Consider the following 17,430-nt stretch of genomic DNA (forward strand, 5'->3'; position numbering starts at 1 on the left):
GCGAGGAACCTCATCGGTGCGGGCCGCGCGTTCTGCTCGTCCTCACCGGGCCAGGCTCGTCGCGAGATTTCGCACGGCGTCCCGAGCTGCGGCCAAGCTTTCCGCGGCGAGGTCGGCGAACGGGGCCAGCGGTGTCAGGCGATCGGCGAGTGTGAGTTCCGCCGTCACCACCGATACCGACATGCCGAGCGAGGTGCCGAGGACCTGCACGAGGGGAGGTATGACGAAATCGGTTCCCTCGCCGGGGCTTCCGGGAGCGTACGTGTTTCCTCGGCTCGACACGATCACCACCGGCTTGCCCACCAGGGGTGCGTCCGGCGTATCGAACGGCACTGTGGTGCCGAGTACGTGGATGTAGTCGAGCCAGGCTTTGAGCGAGGACGGCATCGACCAGTTGTACATCGGCGCACCGATCACCACCGCGTCCGCGCCTGTCACCTCGGCGATCAATTCGGCTTGCAGGCCCTCGGCCGCCGGGTCGGGCCGCTCCGTACCGGTGCGCAGCCGTGCCGCGTAGTGCAGCGCGGCGTCCGGGAGGTGGGGGAGCGGCGATCGGTGCAGGTCCCGCTCGATCACCGTGTGGCCGGAACCGGTTGCGCGCCAGGTATCGACGAACAGCCGTGTCAGCTCGCGTGAGACCGAGGCGTCGAGGTCGGCGGACGAATCGAGGTGCAGAAGTCGAGGCATGTGCCCTCCCGGTTCCGGTGCGGTGTCGCCCCACGTTACGGCGTTCTGCGGATCAGCGGGCGGGGCCGTCTTCGAGAACCACGTCGGCTGTACGAGAACGGCCGTCCCCGTCGAGCCATTCGATCCGGACGGTGTCACCCGGTTTCCGGGTTCGTAGCCGTTGCTCGAGGTCGGTCGTCGACGACACCGTGTCGCCTCCGAAGGAGACCACCACGTCGCCGGCTTCGAGACCGGCGCGATACGCGGGGGTATCGAACGACACCCACAGCACTTCGGCCCCGCGGTCGGAGCCGTCTGCCCGGGCCGTGGAGACGCCGAGACCGAGTCGTGGTGTGGGGCCGACGTGCACGGTGTCGGTGCCGACCCCGGTCCGGACCTGTTCGACGACGGCGAGAGCCTCCGCGATCGGGACGGCATACGCCTCCGGTGCGGACTCGGACGGTTCTTGCTGCTCACGTTCGATCGCGCCGGCGGTGTTGACTCCGACCACCGCGCCGTAATGGTCGACGAGCGGACCGCCCGAGTCTCCGGGGCGGATCGGGGTGTCGGTCTGCAGCATTCCGGTGAGTCGCTTGCGGGAGCCCTCGGTGGAGTCGCGGACCATCACGCTGCGATCGGCCGCGATGACGGTGCCCGCCGCTGCGACCACGACGCCGCCGCCGTCCGCGTTCCCGAATGCGGTGACGGGAGTTCCTGCCGGTGGCAGAGCGTCGGCGACCGGTGCCGCGGGAAGGCCGTTCGCGGTGCCGAGCTGGAGTACGGCGATGTCGCGTGCACTGTCGTACCCGATGACGTCGACGTCGTAGATCAGTCCCGTCGCCGCGCTCACCGCGGTGATGTCGGTCGCTCCGCTGACCACGTGATGATTGGTCAGCACCGTGCCGTCGGGTGTGAGAACGATTCCCGTTCCGGACGTTCCCGTCCATCCGCGGCTCGCGTCGATGGTCACGACGACCGGCACGGTACGGGCGGCGAGTTCGTCGGGCGCCAGTGGCGTGGGCGGCGGCGCCGGGATCGGTGGCGGCGGGGGAGGGAGCGCGATCTCGACGGCTTCGGGCGCGGAGGCGAGAAGGCTGGTCGCGGCTGCGAACGCGACCACCAGGACCGACCCCCCGCGCCGTTTCACAACGCCGCAGCTCCGGTGGTCAGATGGTCGACGAGTTCACGTGCCGCAGCCCGCCCGGCGCGGTTGGCGCCGATGGTGGACGCGGACGGGCCGTAGCCGACGAGGTGGATTCGGGGGTCGGCGGCGACCTGCGTCGCGAGCCGGCCCGTCATCGTGATTCCCCCGCCGGGATTGCGCAGGCCGAGCGGCGCCAGGTGGTCGAGTGAGCTTCGAAAACCGGTGCACCACAGGATTACGTCGACATCGAGGGTTGTTCCGTCGGGCCAGCGGACACCGGTCTCGGTGATCTCGGCGAACATCGGCAACCGGTCGAGTACTCCGCGTTCGCGTGCCGCCCGGATCATGGGTGTGACGGGAAGCCCGGTCACGGAGACGACCGAACCGGGAGGCAATCCGTGGCGCACCCGGTCCTCCACGGCCGCGATCACCGTCCGTCCGAATTCCGGCGTGAATTCCTCGTCGCGCCAGGCGGGTTCGCGTCGAGTCACCCACGTGGTGGCGGTGACGAACGAGATCTCGTCGAGCAACTGCACCGCGGAGATTCCCCCGCCCACGACCAGCACGTGCCGTCCACGGAACTGCTCGGCGTCGCGGTAGTCCTTCGTGTGGAGTTGCTGCCCCCGGAACCGCGCCGCACCCGGATACCACGGGACGAACGGGTGTTCCCAGGTGCCGGTCGCGTTGATGAGTCCCCGTGCGGAGTACACGCCGGTATCGGTCTCCACCCGCAGGCGTTCACCGCGGTTGCACACCACCGTGACCTGAACGGGGCGGTGTACGGGAAGGTCGAACTCCTTCTCGTAGGCGCCGTAGTACGCGGGCACCGCCGACGACGCGGGCACTTCACCGGAGCCGGTGTCGACCGCGTCGGAGAACGCGGACCCGGGCAGGTCGTGCAGGCCGTTGACGGTGTTCAACGTGAGGGAAGGCCACCGGTGCTGCCACGCGCCGCCGGGGCCGAACGACCGGTCGAACACCACGAACCCCGTTTCGGGTTCGAGCCCGAACCGCCGCAGGTAATACGCGGCCGACAGGCCCGCCTGCCCGGCACCGATCACGACGACGTCGACGGGCGTCGTGTTCTCCGTGTTGCCTCCGGACGTCATCACCGGCCTCTCCGCAGATGGTTGCCCTCCATCATGCCGTGACATCGGGAGGCGTGCCCTGTGAACCCGGCACCGGCGATGATCCAAAAATGTGATATCACTTTGACATCGCATTCGTGCCCGGAAGGATCCCCATGGGAACAGCAGAGTCCACCACCTCGTCGGAACGCCCGGGACGCTCGTCCAACGGCTGGCCCGTACTTGCCGCCGCACTCGTCGCCGCCGCACTGGCGTCCGCACTGATCGTGTGGGCCGCGGTCGAGATCAACGTTCCGCTGATCGTGGTGGGATCCGTCGTCGCGGTCATCGCTCTCGTCGCGCTCGCCGGCCTGATTCTCGTCGAGCCCAACGAAGCCCGCGTGCTCCAATTGCTCGGGGGCTCGTACGCAGGCACTCTCCGCGAACCGGGCCTGCGGTGGATGAATCCGCTCAACTCCCGTCGCAAGATCTCCACGCGCATCCGCAACCACGAGACGGCCAGGGCGAAGGTCAACGATGCGGACGGCAACCCCATCGACATCTCGGCGGTGATCGTGTGGCAGGTCGAGGACACCGCGCGGGCGGTCTTCGACGTGGACGACTTCGAGGAGTTCGTCGCCGTCCAGACCGAGGCCGCGGTGCGTCACATCGCCGGGAGTTACCCGTACGACGGTGCGCCCGAGGCGATGTCGCTGCGGCAGAACGCCGACGAGATCACCACGAAGCTGTCGTCCGAGGTGCATGCTCGCGTCCGGTCGGCCGGCGTGCGCGTGATCGAGACCCGCATCAACCAACTCGCCTACGCCCCGGAGATCGCGCAAGCGATGCTGCGCCGTCAGCAGGCCGGCGCCGTGATCGCCGCCCGGGAACAGATCGTGCACGGCGCCGTCTCCATGGTCGGTACCGCCCTCGAGCGCCTCGAGGCCGAGCACACCGTCATGCTCGACGAGGACCGCAAGGCCGCGATGGTCTCCAACCTGCTCGTCGTACTGTGTGGCGATCAGAGTGCCCAGCCCGTTCTCAACACGGGATCGCTGTACCAGTAGGGAATTCGGCATGCCCGAACGCAAGAAGGTCTTGTTGCGGCTCGACCCGGCGGTCCACGACGCGCTCGCGCGCTGGGCCGCCGACGAGTTGCGCAGCACCAACGCCCAGATCGAATTCCTCCTGCGCCGCGCGCTGGCCGAGGCCGGGCGGGCACCGCGCGACGCGGGCAGGATGCGTGGTCCCGGACGACCCCGCGCTCAGGAGTCGCGCGGTACGGGCGACACAATGGAATGATCGTTGGGCAGTGACGGAAGGGTGCCAGATACATGATCGGGATCAACCGCGACGGTGACGTCGTCACGCTGGAATTGCAGCGCGAAGAACGCCGGAACGCGCTCAATTCGCAGTTGTGCATCGAGATCCGCGATGCGGTCGAACAGGCAGTCGGCGACGATGCCCGGGTTGTCGTGATCACGGGCCGCGGAACGAGCTTCTGCGCCGGCGCCGACCTGTCCGGCGACGTCTATGCCGCCGGGTTCCTCGACAACCTCGGCGACATGCTGCAGACGATCGAAAGCGCACCGGTTCCCGTGATCGCGGCGATCAACGGACCCGCCATCGGAGCGGGCACCCAGCTCGCGCTGGCCTCGGACCTGCGAGTGGTGGCCCCGGGCGCGAGGTTCGCGGTGCCCGCAGCGCGTCTCGGGATCTCGGTGGACCGATGGACGGTGCGTCGGCTGGCGTCACTCGTCGGCGGTGGTCCGGCCCGGACCGTCCTGCTCGCCGCCGAACCCATCGACGCCGAAGAGGCGCTGGCTCGCGGCCTCGCCAACAGGATCGGCGACCTCGCCGCCGCGCAGGCGTGGGCGCAGGAGATCGCGAAGCTCGCGCCGCTGTCGCTGCAAGCACAGAAGCTGTTCCTCAACGACGACGGCACCCGCGACGACAGCACACCCGAGCAGACGGCAGCACTGGCTGCTGCGTGGCTCAGCGAGGACGCCCAGGAAGCCAGGCTGGCCCGCGCGGGCGGCCGCGACCCGATCTTCCGCGGCCGATGAGGGCCCGGCAGGCCGCGTCGTCCGCGCTCGCCGGCGCAGGTGCGCTCTGGTTCGCTCGTGCTGCACGGGGCCTGCCGAGTTCGATCGGGGCTTCCGTCTCCGACATCCGGCCTTACGCCGCAGGATCGCCGCACTATCGCAACGGGCGGTTCCACAACACCGATCCCGCGTCCGTGCTCGATCCCGACGACAGCGGCGGACTCCTGAAGGACATGCTCACCCGCGGTTCCCGTGGAACCCCGCGCAGCGACGTGCCCCTCGCACCGTCGCTCGCGCCGGTCGACGCCGCCGAACTCGCCGTCACCTGGTTCGGGCATTCCAGTGCCCTCCTCGAGATCGACGGCTACCGGGTGCTCTGCGATCCGGTGTGGAGCGACCGGGTCTCCCCGTCGCCGACCGTCGGCCCGAAGCGGATGCATCCCGTGCCCGTCGAACTGCAGGCGCTGCCCGCCGCCGACGCGATCGTCATCTCGCACGACCACTACGACCACCTCGATCGGGTCACGGTCGAAGCCCTCGCCGCCCTGCAGCCCGAGGCCCGGTTCGTCGTGCCCCTGGGGATCGGTGCCCACCTGCGACGGTGGAAGGTCGCCGAGAACCGGATCGTCGAACTCGACTGGGATCAGCACGTCGAGATCGACGGTCTGCGCATCACGTGCACCGAGGCCCGGCACTTCTCCGGCCGCGGTCTGCAGCGCGACATCACTCTGTGGTCGTCCTGGGTGATCGCCGGTCCGACCCGCCGCGCGTTCTTCGGCGGCGACACCGGTTACACGCGGCGCTTCGCGGACCTCGGCGACAAGTACGGGCCGTTCGACCTGACATTGCTGCCCGTCGGCGCGTACGACCGGCGCTGGCCCGACGTCCACATGGACCCCGAAGAAGCCGTGCGCACGCACCTCGACCTCGGCGGCACCGAGCGTCGCGACAGCCTGCTCGTCCCCGTGCACTGGGGGACGTTCAACCTCGCCCTGCACTCGTGGTCCGAGCCGATCGCGCGCCTGCTCCCGGCTGCGCAGGAGGTGGGCGTCGCGACTGCCGTGCCGATGCCCGGCCAGCGGATCGACGCTCTCCGCCCCGTCGCGCGCGACCCGTGGTGGATCCCACTCGGCTGACGCAGCCTCCGGGGGAACAGGGGCGCCGCCCGGTGGAATACGCTCATTGGTTATGGCAGGAGAAGAGCCCACCGCGGTAGTCGAGACGAGTGACACGCTCACCGACGACCCCGCATATCTCGAGCACGGGCTGGCCACCGAACAGGTCGCCGAACGAGTCGCCCGCGGGCAGACCAATGACGTCCCCGACCGCGCGTCCCGTTCGGTCAAGGACATCGTCCGTGCCAACGTCTTCACCCGGATCAACGCGATTCTGGGCGTCCTGCTGCTGATCGTGCTCGCGACCGGCTCGATCGTCGACGGCATGTTCGGCCTGCTCATCGTGGCGAACAGTTCCATCGGCATCATCCAGGAAGTCCGCGCCAAGCGGACCCTGGACAAACTCGCGATCGTCAGCCAGACCAGGCCGGTAGTGCGCCGCAACGGCAGCAGCGGCGAGCTGCCCCCGCGCGAGGTCGTGCTCGACGACATCATCGAACTCGGTCCCGGCGATCAGCTCGTCGTCGACGGCACCGTCGTGGAGTCGGCCGGGCTCGAACTCGACGAGTCCTTGCTCACCGGTGAATCCGACGCCGTGCACAAGGACCCGGGGACATCGGTGATGTCGGGCAGCTTCGTGTCCTCGGGGACCGGCGCCTACCGGGCGACGAAGGTCGGACGGGACGCGTACGCGGCGCGGCTCGCGGAGGAGGCCAGCAAGTTCACGCTGGTCCACTCGGAGCTGAACGCGGGCATCAACAAGATCCTCAAGCTCATCACCTACCTGATGATTCCCGCGGGCCTGCTCATCATCTTCAACCAGCTGTTCTCGAGCGGTGAAGCCCTCGGACCCTCGCTGAGCGGCATGGTCGCGGCGCTGGTGCCGATGGTGCCCGAAGGCCTGGTCCTCATGACCTCCATCGCGTTCGCGGTCGGCGTCGTCCGGCTGGGCCGCCGCCAGTGCCTCGTGCAGGAGCTTCCCGCGATCGAGGGACTGGCACGGGTCGACATCGTGTGTGCGGACAAGACCGGAACTCTCACCGAGAACGGCATGCGGCTCGCCGACGTCGAACTCGTCGAGAGCCCCGGCGGAACCGACCTCGACGCTGCCCGGACCGCGCTGGCTGCCCTGGCCTGCGACGACCCCCGCCCGAACGCGAGCGTGCTCGCGATCGCCGAGGCGTTTCCCGACGGCCCCGATTGGGGCAAGCCCACGGCGATCGCACCGTTCTCCTCGGCGAAGAAGTGGAGCGGCCAGTCGTACGGGGCACACGGCAACTGGCTGCTCGGCGCGTGCGACGTGCTCCTCGATTCGGGAACACCGACGGCGCGGCGCGCGGAAGAACTCGGAGCTCAGGGGCTGCGCGTGCTGCTGCTGGCCCGCAGCGACCGGCCCGTCGACGACGCACTCGCACCCGGAACCGTCGCGCCCGTCGCCCTGGTCGTGCTCGAGCAGCGGGTGCGGACCGATGCGAAGGCCACGCTCGAGTACTTCGCGGAACAGCACGTCGACGTCAAGGTCATCTCCGGCGACAACGCCGTGTCTGTGGGAGCGGTCGCGTCGTCACTCGGCCTGCCGCACGGCGACAGCCCGATCGACGCGCGCACACTGCCCGACGATCGCGAGCAACTCGCCGACATCGCCGAAGCATCGACGACCTTCGGGCGCGTACGTCCCGACCAGAAACGCGCCATGGTCGGTGCGCTGCAGTCGCGCGGCCACACCGTCGCGATGACCGGAGACGGGGTCAACGACGTCCTCGCGCTCAAGGACGCGGACATCGGAGTCGCCATGGGCTCGGGCAGCCCCGCAGCGCGGTCCGTCGCGCAGATCGTCTTGCTCGACAACAAGTTCGCGACGTTGCCCTACGTCGTCGGTGAGGGCCGCCGCGTCATCGGCAACATCGAACGCGTCTCGAATCTGTTCCTCACCAAAACGGTGTACTCGGTGCTGCTCGCATTCTTCATCGGTGCGTCGGGGGTGCTGGCCCCGATCTTCGACTTCGATCCGCTGCCGTACCCGTTCCTGCCGCGGCACGTGACGATCGCCGCGTGGTTCACCATCGGTATCCCGGCGTTCCTGCTGTCGCTCGCTCCCAACAACGAGCGGGCACGACCGGGTTTCGTGTCGCGGGTGATGCGCCTGGCCATCCCGTCGGGCGTGATCGTCGGTGTCGCGACCTTCGTCTGCTACCTCCTCGTCTACGCGGGACCGGACCAGACCGAGGCACAGAAGGTGCAGGCCGGGACGTCCGCGCTCATCACCCTGATCATGATCGCCCTGTGGGTGCTGGCCGTGGTGGCACGGCCGTACCAATGGTGGAAGATCGCACTGATCGCGGGAGCCGTGCTCGGCTACGTCGTGCTGTTCTCGGTGCCGTTCTGCCGGGAGTTCTTCGCGCTCGACCCGTCGAACGTCGCGTACTCCACCATCGCGCTCACCTGCGGTGCGATCGGTGTGCTTCTCGTCGAGGCCTGCTGGTGGGTAACGGGTCGCATCCACGGTGAGCGCCGGCGTCTGTTCGCATCTCGGGAGGACCTGCCCGGAGCACCCTGACCTGTGGGACGCTGGTCGTAGTTCCAACGGAAGGACACGCCATGGGACTCATGGACACCGTCAAGGGACTGCTCGGCAAGGGCAAGGGTTACGCCGCACAGAACTCCGACAAGGTCGACGGGTACATCGAGAAGGCAGGCCACATCGCCGACTCCAAGACCCGCGGAAAATACTCGCAGCACATCGGCAAGGCGCAGGACGCGGCGCGCAAGCACCTCGGCAGCGAAAACCCCGCTGCCGGAAACCCGGCTGCCGAAAACCCCGCCACAGACGCTTCGGCATCGGATCCGCGGCCCGGGTCACCGCCCGCCGGTCCACAGCCCGATCCTCGCCCGGGGGGCGGTCCGGGCCCGGCTACCCCGCCGGGCACCGCACCCTGACCCGGCCGGGGCGGTGACCGGTTCATCACCCCGGCTCTCGCTGTGTCACGCTTTGTTCGCTCGATCATCGAACAAAGGGGTTCCCGCATGGGATTCATGGACAGCGTCAAGGGCATCGTGGACAAGGGCAAGCAGTTCGCGGCCGAGAATCCCGACAAGGTGAACAGCGCCATCGACAAGGTCGGTGACGTCGCGGACAGCAAGACCGGCGGCAAGTTCGCCGGGCAGGTCGATTCCGCGCAGAGTGCAGTGAAGAAGGCCCTCGGCACCAAGTGACGACGTGACCGGAGGGTGTGCCCCACGGGCGGCATAGGGGGAGAATCGGTCCCGTGAACGGGACCATGATTCTGCTCGTCGTCATCGCGGCCATCGCCGTCACAGGACTGGCGAACAGGGGAAACCTGCAGGGCCCACTGGTTCTCGTCATCATCGGCGCGATCGCGTCGTTCCTGCCCGGCCTGCCGCGGCTCGAGCTGGAACCGGACGTACTGCTCGGGGTCGTGCTGCCCCCGTTGCTGTACTCGGCGGCGCTGAAGTTCTCCGTTCCCACGTTCCGGCGTTATCTCGCACCGATCCTCAGACTCGGGATCGTCACGGTGCTGGCGACGGCGTTCGCGGTGGCATTCTTCGCGAACTGGCTGGTTCCGGACCTCACGTTCGGTGCCGCGCTGGTCCTGGGGGCGGTGGTTGCGCCCACCGACGCGGTCAGCGCGGTCGCGGTGGGGCAGAAACTCGGACTGCCCAAACGCGTCATCTCCATCCTCACCGGTGAAGGACTCGTCAACGATGCGACCGCACTGACGCTGTTCGCGGTGGCGATCGCCATGGTTGCGGGGACCCCGGTGTTCGCCGATTCACCGGTGCTGTTCTTCGCATACGGAGTCGTCGGCGGCGTCGCGGTGGGTCTGGTCCTCGCGGCAGTGGTGCACTGGGTCCGCGGCCGCATGTTCGACTCGCCGCTGGAAACTGCTCTCGGGCTGGTCCTTCCGTTCGCGGCTTATCTCGTCGCCGAGGAGATCCACGCGTCCGGGGTGCTCGCAGTGGTCGCGGCGGGCCTGTACATCGGGCACCGGGCCACCGACACCGCGGTCACCACGCGGTTACAGGAACGCTTCGTGTGGGAGAGCGTCGACATCCTGCTCGAAATGTTCGTCTTCGCTTACATGGGCCTGCAACTGAAATTCGTCCTGGACGAAGTGGCCGACACCGGCCTCGACGTGGTGCCGGTGTTGCTCTATTCCGTTGCGGTGCTGGCGGTGGTCATACTCGTCCGCCCGATCTGGGGCTTTCTGAACTGGGGTCGCCGCCGGGCGGTGCGCACGGCCGGGTTCACCCGCCTCGGCCGCGACCCGCTGACGTACCGCGAGCACATCGTGGTGTCGTGGGCGGGGATGCGCGGCGTCGTCACCCTTGCCGCAGCCGGCGGTGTGCCGGCGGTCCTCGGCTCGGGGGAGCCGTTCCCGGGACGGGAGCTCATCCACCTGGCCGCGCTGGTCGTGGCGGTGGGCACGCTGCTCATTCAGGGCGCCACCATGCCGATGCTGATCCGGCGGCTCGACGTCGTCGATCCGTACGAACGCCTTCGCGCCACCGAGCAACGCGAACTGGCCCGCACCATCACGGCGAACGCGGCGAAAGAAGAGATCGCAAGCTTGGAGAAGGATCCGCCGGGCGGGTTCGACCCGGACGCGGTGCGCCGGATCCTCGAACGCGTGCGACGATCCGTCAAGGCCCGCGTCGACGCGCGACAGGTCGAGTCCGAGGACGACACCGAGGCCGGTGTCGACGCCGGCGCACTGTTCGACGAGTTTCGACGCGCCGTGCTCCGCGCCCAGCGCACCGCGCTCATCGCGGCACGAGACGACGGCACGCTGGACGACGAGAGTCTGCGGGCCGAACTCGAGAGTCTGGACATCGAGGAAGCCGCCGCGGAGGAACGGGTCGAACATCGCGGCAGAACGGGAAACGGGACACCCCCGCCGTGATCGACCTGCCCGTCACCGGTGCTCGTCGTAGCGTATGACCATGATCGAACCGCCAGACCCCGTGGCCGTAGCGCCGAGGATCGCCGAAACGTGACCGGAACCGTTCTCCTCGCGTTCGCGGCCGTCACGATTCTGGTCGTCGCCGTACTGGCCGTGGTGTGGGCGCGGACCCGCCGGGTCGTCACCACCCCCGCCGAACGGGCGGTGCATTCCACGCTGCACACGGCGTCCCTCGCCGCGCGTCCCCTGCGACGGGGGCTCGACGCCTCGTCCGCGACGGAAGCGGCCGTGCACCTGCGGATGCTGCTCGCAGAAGCGCAGGCCGTCGCCCTCGTGGACGCGGACGGAACGCTGCTCGCGTGGGACGGCCCGTTCGAGAGCCTCGCGGACCGCATGCACGACGCCGCCGCGCGCGCCGTCGCGGAGGAGCGGCGGGTACTGGTCGGACACCGTGACCTGGCTCCGGGCCCCCGGGACCTCGCCGCGCGCGCACTGATCGCCCAGCCCCTCGTGATCGAAGGCGTGGGAGTGGCAGGTGTGCTGGGCGTGGTGACGACGACGACTCCCGGTCCCGCATTGCTCGGCGCGATCACGGAGGTGGCGCGGTATGCGTGCAGCCAGCTCGAACTGGCCGAACTCGACGCTTCCAGGGCCCGGCTCGACCGGGCCGAGCTGCGGGCCTTACGCGCGCAGATCAGCCCGCATTTCATCTACAACGCGCTCAACACCGTCGCGTCGTTCGTGCGCACCGACCCGGACCGGGCACGAGAACTGCTGCTCGATTTCGCAGATTTCACGCGTTACTCGTTCCGCGCGACGGGGGAGTACACGCTGCTCGCCGACGAACTGCGGAACATCGATCGCTATCTCACGCTCGAGCGAGCCCGTTTCGGCAATGCGCTCGAGGTGCGGTTGCAGGTCGCACCCGAGGTTCTCAACGTGACGCTTCCGTTCCTCGCGTTGCAGCCACTCGTCGAGAACGCGGTCCGGCACGGTATCGCCGGGACATCCACCCGCACCGGCACCATCACGATCACCGCAGCCGACGAGGGCACCGACTGCGTCATCAGTGTGGAGGACGACGGGGTGGGAATGGACCCGGAACTGCTGCGTTCCGGAACGCTGGACTCGATCGCCGAGAGTGAGCACGGCAGCGGGGTCAAGGAGTCCGCGCACGTCGGGCTCGCCAACGTCGACGACCGGCTCCGGGCCGCTTTCGGCAACGACTACGGGCTGGTGGTGGAGACCGCCCCGGGGGCCGGTACGAAAGTGAGCATGCGGGTACCCAAGTTCCGTGCGGGTATCCGGCCTTGACGGGTGCCCGACGTGGCACGATAGGTCCGCCGTGAACGACAAAGCAGAGAAGACACTCACCGTACTGGCCGTCGACGACGAACCGCCCGCTCTCGACGAGCTTGCGTACCTGTTGCGCGCTCAGGACGAGATCGCCCAGGTCCATACCGCGAGCGACGCGACGACGGCGCTGCGGTTGTTGCGCGACGGTGGGGTCGATGCGGTGTTCCTCGACATCAACATGCCCGGACTGGACGGTCTGGAGATCGCCGGCATCCTTCGCAACTTCGCGACCCCACCGGCTGTGGTGTTCGTGACCGCACACGACGACCGCGCGGTGTCGGCGTTCGACCTCGGTGCCGTGGACTATGTGCTCAAGCCCCTTCGGGAGGAGCGCCTCGCTCAGGCGGTGCAACGGATCGTCGAGCGGCGCCGGTCCGGGGCGGGGCGGGCGCCGGAACCACAGTCGGGCGACGAAGTGATCCCCGTCGAACTGGGTGGGGTGACCACTCTCGTTCCCCGGTCGTCGGTGCAGTGGGTGGAGGCCGACGGTGACTATGCCCGGTTGCACACCGCGACCGGTTCGCATCTCGTGCGCATCCCGATCTCGACCCTCGAGAGCCGATGGGCCGACGCGGGCTTCCTGCGCGTGCATCGGTCCTTCCTCGTCGCGCTGCCCCTGGTCACCGGTATTCGCAGCGTCGGCTCCGGACTCGTGGTGTGTGTGAAGGGGAACGGTGACGCGCCACCGGTCGAGTTGCCGGTCAGTCGTCGCCACACCCGTGAACTCAAGGACCGCCTCATCCGCGGCCCGATGCAGACGTGGACGTCGCGGTGAGCACCCAGGCAGGCGGGTCACCCCCGCCGCGGCAGCGTGTGGTTCTCGCGCAGCGGCGGGGCGCGCGCATCGTCCGCACGCGGGTCGAGGTGCAGCAACAGACCGAGGTCGGCGATGCGATGGTGCGCGGCCTGGTGCGCGCCCAACTCGGCCTCGCCATCCGGGTCGCCCTGGCAACGGTGTGCCTGCTCGGGACAATTCCCGTGCTGTTGCACTTCGTGCCGCGACTGTCGGAGGTGACGCTGATGGGCGTCCGGCTCCCGTGGATTCTGCTCGGCATCGTCGGTTATCCGGTCCTGCTCGGGATCGCGTGGGTCTATGTGCGCCTCGCCGAACGAAACGAGCAGGACTTCACAGACCTGACCGACGACTGACGCGCCATGACCGAGTCGATTCCCGTCGCGACCGTCGTCGGCCTCGTCGCGGCGGCTGTCGCCACCGTCGCGATCGGTGTCTACGGCGTCCGTATGGCCCGCACGACCTCCGATTTCCTCGTCGCGTCCCGCAGCGTCGGGCCGCGGTGGAACGCCGCCGCCATTTCCGGGGAGTACCTGTCCGCCGCGTCCTTCCTCGGCGTCGCCGGGCTGGTCGCGAAGTTCGGGGCAGACGCCCTCTGGTATCCGGTCGGGTTCACCGCCGGGTATCTCGGGCTGTTGTTGTTCGTCGCGGCACCGCTGAGGCGATCCGGTGCCTACACGGTGCCGGATTTCGCGGAGTTCCGTCTCGGCGAACGATGGCTGCGCACCCTGTCGATGATGGTGGTCGCGATCATCTGCGTGCTCTATCTCGTGCCGCAGTTCCAGGGCGCGGGACTCACGCTGAATATTCTTCTCGGCGTCCCGGACTGGGTGGGGGTCGCAGTCGTCGGCATCATCGTCGTCGCGAACGTGGTCGGTGGCGGGATGCGGTCGATCACGTTCGTGCAGGCGTTCCAGTATTGGCTCAAGCTCACCGCGGTCGCCATTCCCGCCCTCGTCCTGATCCTGCATTTCGTCGGTGATGATCGCGCGGTGGACGGTCCTGTTCCCCCGACAGTCACCGAAACCACCACCGTCGACATCACCGTCGACGTCATCGTGCAGGTCGCCGACCCGCTGGAGGTGACGGCCCGGGGCGACGTGGACGGTGTGCCCGTCTCCGGCGTGATCGAGCTTGCACCGGGAGAACACGAATTCGGGGCCGGAACCCAGCTGGTGCTCGAGGCGGGGTCGCCGGTCCCCGTGGTGGCGGGCGCTCCGTCGGACAACGACACCTGGGCCGCACCCGGCGCCGGCATCGGTGCGGGCGGCGCGCACCCGTTGTTCCAGGTGTACTCACTGATGCTCGCGACGTTCCTGGGCACCATGGGGTTGCCGCACGTACTCGTCCGCTTCTACACCAACCCCGACGGACGTGCCGCCCGCATGACCTCGCTGGCGGTGATCGGGCTCCTCGGGCTGTTCTATCTGTTCCCCACCGTCCTCGGGGTCTTCGCCCGGCTGTACGTCCCGCAACTGCTCATCACCGGCCGCTCCGACGCCGCGGTACTGCTGCTGCCCGGGTCGGTGCTGTCCGGGTGGGGCGGGCAACTGGTCGCGGCGCTCGTGGCCTCGGGTGCGATCGCGGCGTTCCTGTCCACGTCGTCGGGCCTGCTGGTGAGCGTGGCGGGGGTGCTGTCCACCGACGTGTTGCGCGGGCGGGTCCGTGACTTCCGGCTCGCGGCGGTGCTCGCGGGTGTCGTGCCGCTCGTGCTCGCGTTGTCGGTGACGTCCCTGGACCTGTCGCGGTCGGTGGGGCAGGTCTTCGCGATCGCCGCCTCCACGCTGTGTCCGCTGCTCGTACTGGGGATCTGGTGGCGCGGGTTGACGGCAATCGGTGCTGCCGCGGGCATGGTGGTGGGCGGCGCCGTCGCGGGTGGTGCCGCCCTGATGTCGATCGTGGTGCGGTTCGATCCGGCGACCGCGGAGGGATGGCCGGCGGTGCTGTCGGAATACCCGGCCGCGGCGAGCGTGCCGCTCGCATTCCTGACCATGATCACCGTGAGTCTTGCTACGCGGACGCGGATTCCGGCCGATGTGGGCCGCACATTCTCGCGGATGCACGTGCCCGAGCGACTGGGCATGGGCCGGGATCGGGAGCTCGGAGCGTTCGACGACCGCCGTTCGTCGCAGTGAGCCGACCGTTCGTCGCATCGCTCGGCAGTTCGGCGTGCGGTCGGCACACCCCTCTATTTGTGTGATCGCCGTCTCATTAACGTGTGTGAGCACTACACCTCACACGTACGACCAAGGAGTCGGCAGTGACCACAGCACCTCCCAGCGAGAGCGACGTACCCCAGCGGCGCGTTCCGACGCCGCAAGAGTTCGTCGACATGCAGGAAAGCCCTGAGTTCCAGGAGCTGCGCAGTCGCCTGCGCCGGTTCGTGTTTCCCGTGACGGCGTTCTTCCTGGCCTGGTACGCCTTGTACGTTCTGCTCGCGACCTACGCGACCGACTTCATGGCCACCAAGGTCATCGGCAACGTCAACATCGGGCTCCTGCTGGGACTCGCCCAGTTCCTGACCACCTTCATCATCACCGGGGTGTACGTGAAGTTCGCCGGTCGTCAGCTCGACGGCCGTGCCGCTGCGATCCGTACCGAGCTGGAAGGACCGCAGCAGTGAGCGTTCTCGCACAGGGCACCACCGACATCGGTAACCCGCTCCTCAATATCGCGATCTTCCTCGCGTTCGTCGTCGTCACCATGGGCCTGGTCATCCGTGCCAGCCGGACCACGAAGACGGCGTCCGACTTCTACACCGGTGGCGGGCAGTTCTCCGGCCCGCAGAACGGGTTCGCCATCGCAGGCGACTACCTGTCGGCAGCGTCCTTCCTGGGTATCGCGGGTGCCATCGCCGTGTACGGCTACGACGGCTTCCTCTACTCGATCGGCTTCCTGGTCGCGTGGCTCGTCGCGTTGCTGCTCGTCGCCGAACTCCTGCGCAACACCGGCCGTTTCACGATGGCCGACGTGCTGAGCTTCCGGCTCAATCAACGGCCCGTGCGCATGGCCGCGGCGCTGTCCACCCTTGCGGTGTCGCTGTTCTACCTGCTGGCCCAGATGGCCGGTGCAGGTGGTCTGGTTGCGCTCCTGCTCGACATCGAAGGCAAGACGGGGCAGGCGGTCGTCGTCGCCGTCGTCGGTGTGCTCATGATCGTGTACGTGCTGATCGGCGGCATGAAGGGCACGACCTACGTGCAGATGGTCAAGGCGGTGCTCCTCATCGCCGGTGCAGGTGTGATGTTCGTGCTCGTGCTGGTCGCGGTGCGGGGCAACTTCTCTCAGCTCCTCGCCGACGCACAGGCGATGGTGTCGGGTTCCGCGAGCGAGGCTGTCGCCCAGCGCGACGTCCTGGCCCCGGGTGCGAAGTACGGCATCAGCGACATGTCGCGGATCGACTTCATCTCGCTCGGCCTCGCTCTGGTGCTCGGTACCGCCGGCCTGCCGCACGTGCTGATGCGCTTCTACACGGTGCCCACCGCGAAGGAAGCTCGTCGCTCCGTGACGTGGGCCATCGCGCTCATCGGTGGCTTCTACCTGTTCACGCTGGTTCTCGGTTACGGTGCTGCCGCCCTGGTCGGTCCGGACGTCATCCTCAACGCACCGGGCAAGGAGAACGCCGCGGCCCCGCTGCTCGCGTTCGAACTCGGCGGCACGGTGTTCCTGGCCGTGATCTCGGCGGTCGCGTTCGCCACGATCCTCGCCGTGGTCGCGGGGCTGGCCATCACCGCGTCGGCGTCGTTCGCCCACGACATCTACGCCAGTGTCATCAAGCGCGGCAACGCCACCGAGGACGAGCAGGTGCGCGTCTCGCGGATCACCGTTGTGGTGATCGGCCTGGTCTCGATCGTTCTCGGCATCCTCGCGATGGGACAGAACATCGCCTTCCTGGTCGCACTCGCCTTCGCGGTTGCCGCTTCGGCGAACCTGCCGACGCTGCTGTACTCGCTGTTCTGGAAGAAGTTCAACACCACGGGTGCGCTGTTCAGCATCTACGGCGGTCTGATCAGCTGCCTCGTGCTGATCGTGTTCTCGCCCGCCGTGTCCGGCAGCCCGTCCGCGATGTTCCCCGACGCCGACTTCTCCTGGTTCCCGCTGTCGAACCCCGGCATCGTGTCCATCCCGCTCGCCTTCCTGCTCGGCATCGTCGGCACGTACCTGGGCCGCGGCAAGCCGGAAGATCCCTACAAGCAGGCAGAGATGGAAGTTCGCTCGCTGACCGGCGTCGGCGTGGAGAAGTGCCCGAACTGACGCGCAGCGCGGGCAAGTCGGCCCGCATCCTCAAGGCCGAGGCACGCGCCATGAAGGAGCAGGACGAGCCG

The 17,430-nt window shown here is 68.4% G+C and carries 17 protein-coding genes; 14 read left to right on the forward strand and 3 right to left on the reverse strand.

The window, feature by feature from the left end; all coding sequences use genetic code 11:
• Positions 1-42: 42 nt before the first annotated feature.
• The 3 genes from ACFWBU_RS17710 to ACFWBU_RS17720 are packed head-to-tail and all read right to left on the reverse strand — an operon-like array spanning position 43 to position 2,919.
• Positions 43-687: an FMN-dependent NADH-azoreductase gene (locus ACFWBU_RS17710; protein WP_378528866.1), complete on the reverse strand. Its 645-nt coding sequence runs from the start codon at positions 685-687 to the stop codon at positions 43-45.
• Positions 688-739: 52 nt separating this feature from the next.
• On the reverse strand, positions 740-1,813 hold the full coding sequence (locus ACFWBU_RS17715; protein WP_378528867.1) for a S1C family serine protease: 1,074 nt from the start codon (positions 1,811-1,813) through the stop codon (positions 740-742).
• Positions 1,810-2,919, reverse strand: coding sequence for an NAD(P)-binding domain-containing protein (locus ACFWBU_RS17720; protein WP_378528874.1), 1,110 nt, complete (start codon positions 2,917-2,919; stop codon positions 1,810-1,812). The genes ACFWBU_RS17715 and ACFWBU_RS17720 overlap by 4 nt, the downstream gene beginning before the upstream one ends.
• Before the next feature lie 134 nt (positions 2,920-3,053).
• Here ACFWBU_RS17720 and ACFWBU_RS17725 point away from each other — a divergent pair, with 134 nt between their 5' ends.
• The 14 genes from ACFWBU_RS17725 (at position 3,054) to ACFWBU_RS17790 (ending at position 17,359) form a co-directional block, all read left to right on the forward strand.
• A complete protein-coding gene (locus tag ACFWBU_RS17725) occupies positions 3,054-3,944 on the forward strand; it encodes an SPFH domain-containing protein (protein ID WP_378528868.1) in 891 nt (296 codons plus the stop codon).
• Positions 3,945-3,954: 10 nt separating this feature from the next.
• On the forward strand, positions 3,955-4,179 hold the full coding sequence (locus ACFWBU_RS17730) for a hypothetical protein (RefSeq protein ID WP_169621143.1): 225 nt from the start codon (positions 3,955-3,957) through the stop codon (positions 4,177-4,179).
• A gap of 32 nt (positions 4,180-4,211) precedes the next feature.
• Positions 4,212-4,943: an enoyl-CoA hydratase gene (locus ACFWBU_RS17735; protein ID WP_169621142.1), complete on the forward strand. Its 732-nt coding sequence runs from the start codon at positions 4,212-4,214 to the stop codon at positions 4,941-4,943.
• Positions 4,940-6,058 (forward strand): MBL fold metallo-hydrolase, encoded by a 1,119-nt coding sequence (locus ACFWBU_RS17740; RefSeq protein ID WP_169621141.1) that lies wholly within the window; start codon positions 4,940-4,942, stop codon positions 6,056-6,058. Before ACFWBU_RS17735 ends, ACFWBU_RS17740 begins: the two co-directional genes overlap by 4 nt.
• A gap of 52 nt (positions 6,059-6,110) precedes the next feature.
• Positions 6,111-8,594: an HAD-IC family P-type ATPase gene (locus tag ACFWBU_RS17745; RefSeq protein WP_378528869.1), complete on the forward strand. Its 2,484-nt coding sequence runs from the start codon at positions 6,111-6,113 to the stop codon at positions 8,592-8,594.
• Positions 8,595-8,635: 41 nt separating this feature from the next.
• The gene (locus ACFWBU_RS17750) at positions 8,636-8,974 is read left to right on the forward strand and encodes an antitoxin (protein WP_169651874.1); all 339 of its coding nucleotides are present in this window, start codon (positions 8,636-8,638) and stop codon (positions 8,972-8,974) included.
• An 87-nt stretch (positions 8,975-9,061) separates the two neighbouring features.
• Complete coding sequence (locus ACFWBU_RS17755) at positions 9,062-9,250, forward strand: antitoxin (RefSeq protein ID WP_169621138.1); 189 nt, start codon at positions 9,062-9,064, stop codon at positions 9,248-9,250.
• Between the two features lie 53 nt (positions 9,251-9,303).
• Positions 9,304-10,959: a Na+/H+ antiporter gene (locus ACFWBU_RS17760; protein ID WP_378528870.1), complete on the forward strand. Its 1,656-nt coding sequence runs from the start codon at positions 9,304-9,306 to the stop codon at positions 10,957-10,959.
• A 90-nt stretch (positions 10,960-11,049) separates the two neighbouring features.
• Entirely contained in the window at positions 11,050-12,273 is a 1,224-nt protein-coding gene (locus tag ACFWBU_RS17765) for a sensor histidine kinase (RefSeq protein ID WP_169621136.1), read from the forward strand.
• 31 nt (positions 12,274-12,304) lie between these two features.
• Positions 12,305-13,090, forward strand: coding sequence for a LytTR family DNA-binding domain-containing protein (locus tag ACFWBU_RS17770; RefSeq protein WP_169621135.1), 786 nt, complete (start codon positions 12,305-12,307; stop codon positions 13,088-13,090).
• The gene (locus ACFWBU_RS17775) at positions 13,075-13,464 is read left to right on the forward strand and encodes a hypothetical protein (protein ID WP_378528871.1); all 390 of its coding nucleotides are present in this window, start codon (positions 13,075-13,077) and stop codon (positions 13,462-13,464) included. The genes ACFWBU_RS17770 and ACFWBU_RS17775 overlap by 16 nt, the downstream gene beginning before the upstream one ends.
• A 6-nt stretch (positions 13,465-13,470) precedes the next feature.
• Positions 13,471-15,243 (forward strand): cation acetate symporter, encoded by a 1,773-nt coding sequence (locus ACFWBU_RS17780; RefSeq protein WP_296549414.1) that lies wholly within the window; start codon positions 13,471-13,473, stop codon positions 15,241-15,243.
• 125 nt (positions 15,244-15,368) lie between these two features.
• Positions 15,369-15,731: a DUF485 domain-containing protein gene (locus ACFWBU_RS17785; RefSeq protein ID WP_169621132.1), complete on the forward strand. Its 363-nt coding sequence runs from the start codon at positions 15,369-15,371 to the stop codon at positions 15,729-15,731.
• Positions 15,728-17,359: a cation acetate symporter gene (locus ACFWBU_RS17790; protein ID WP_378528872.1), complete on the forward strand. Its 1,632-nt coding sequence runs from the start codon at positions 15,728-15,730 to the stop codon at positions 17,357-17,359. Before ACFWBU_RS17785 ends, ACFWBU_RS17790 begins: the two co-directional genes overlap by 4 nt.
• The last annotated feature ends 71 nt before the right edge of the window (positions 17,360-17,430 follow it).

Source organism: Rhodococcus sp. NPDC060084, assembly GCF_042730335.1.
GTDB lineage: Bacteria > Actinomycetota > Actinomycetes > Mycobacteriales > Mycobacteriaceae > Rhodococcus.